This window comes from Bradyrhizobium sp. AS23.2 (assembly GCF_001908185.1).
Classification (GTDB): domain Bacteria; phylum Pseudomonadota; class Alphaproteobacteria; order Rhizobiales; family Xanthobacteraceae; genus Bradyrhizobium.
The window spans coordinates 1-1,651 of record NZ_LGHM01000323.1 but is presented as its reverse complement, the minus strand read 5'-3'; the positions used below and the strand labels follow the sequence as shown (position 1 = coordinate 1,651).

Annotated in this window: 1 protein-coding gene; it reads right to left on the bottom strand. The window is 63.1% G+C overall.

The features are described from left to right. Positions 1-236: 236 nt before the first annotated feature. Positions 237-1,214 carry an N-acetyl-gamma-glutamyl-phosphate reductase gene (gene argC / locus AC630_RS41830; RefSeq protein ID WP_074124280.1) on the bottom strand — a complete coding sequence of 326 codons (978 nt, stop codon included), beginning with the start codon at positions 1,212-1,214 and terminating at the stop codon, positions 237-239. Positions 1,215-1,651 lie beyond the last annotated feature (437 nt).

The window sequence follows — 1,651 nt, the reverse complement described above, 5'->3', positions numbered from 1 at the left end:
GAAACTCAGCTCCGGGCAGGCGAAGGTAAAGTATCTTCTCGTTTGGCTCCGAAGTCGGGATGGCCAGTGGCACGCGCATCGCGACATCTGGAATAACATGCCGACGGGCTAGAGTGGGCAACAAGGCTTACCGATGGTCCTCTACTTCCGGAATTGGCCCTTCGCGTCATTTCGTTGCCGCGCAGTAAGTAGGTCGCTTTCGGGGAAAAGCAGACATCAGATTTTCGCAAAAGATCTCACGGCCAAACAGGTACGCCGTCCAGCCCTGCGGTTTCTGGCAGGCCGCAGATCAGGTTCGCATTCTGCACCGCCTGACCGGCCGCTCCCTTGCCGAGATTGTCGACCACGCCCATCGCGATCACCAAGTTGCGCTCTGGATCGGCCGCATAGCTGACGAACGCGAGGTTCGAGCCGGTAGCCCATTTGGTCTGCGGCGGCTTGTCGGTCACGCGGACGAACGCCCGCCCCTCGTAGAAGCACCGGGCCGCGTCCAAGCACTGGCTCGTGGTGGCGCGGCCGCGGCAGTACATGGTGACGAGAACGCCGCGGGTCATCGGCACCAAGTGTGGCGTGAACACCAGCCCGGCCGCGCTGCTGCCAGTCAGCCGCTCGATCGTCTTGGCCATCTCGGGCATGTGGACGTGCTTCAGCAGACCGTAGGGCACCAAGTTCTCGTTGCTCTCGGCGTAGCCGAACTTGCTGTCGGCGCCGCCCCGACCGGCACCGGAGATGCCAGTCTTAGCGTCGATCACGATGTTGCCAGGCTCGATCAGCTTGTTGACCAGCAGCGGCGCCAGCGCGTTCAGCGTCGCCGCGGGGAAGCAGCCGGGGTTGGCAACGCGGGTCTGCCCCTCGATCTGGGCTGGCCAGACGTCGGCCAGGCCGTACGCCCAACCCTCGACGTAGCGATGGTCGCCGCCGATGTCGACGATCTTCACGTCCTTGGGGACGCGCGCCAGCGCCTCGGCCGAGGCGCCCGTGGGCAGCGACGCGAACAGCACGTCGAGCTTCGGCAGGGTCACAGGGTCCCACTTCTCGATCACCAACTCGGCCAGCTTGGCCGGCACACCAGGGAAGCGGTCCACCAACCGGCTGCCGGCGCTGCCCTCGCCCGCGGCGTAGATTAGCTCGAAAGACGGGTGGCTCGCGACCAGGCGCATCGCCTCGCCGCCGCCAAAACCGCTGATCCCGACAATGCCGACGCGAATGCTCATGGTGGTGCCCTACTGCTGGACTGAGTGAACAAGTTTAGCGACTCGCGCTGCAGGCGCGGCGCCTCGCTATACCAAACCAAGGCGTTTTCACACAGCCTCGGTCGTTTCCCAACTATTTTTCGTCCATCCCGACGTGCGACGGTGGACACCTTAAGGACATCGAAGAAACGGTTGTAGTTGTCGTGCCGTGACGCTCTCGCGGTGATCCGCTGAGGCGGGATGACAGCTTCCGCTTCTGGCCCCTTAGCCGACATGATTGGTCGGGGTGACCGGCGTCCGCTTTCAGGGATGGAGCGGACGAGGGGGCCACGTCGGCTTGTGACCCTGGCTGTGTAGAAACACGAAAGATCGAAACGCGGCGAGAATTACATTCTTCATTTCGTGCTTTAAGTTGGTCGCGCTTGCGAGTTTGGGGGCTAAGAAGGTCGTGGACGAAT

Excerpts from the sequence above, each read along its gene's own strand:
- argC (WP_074124280.1), bottom strand. The coding sequence starts at position 1,214 with ATGAGCATTCGCGTCGGCATTGTCGGGATCAGCGGTTTTGGCGGCGGC.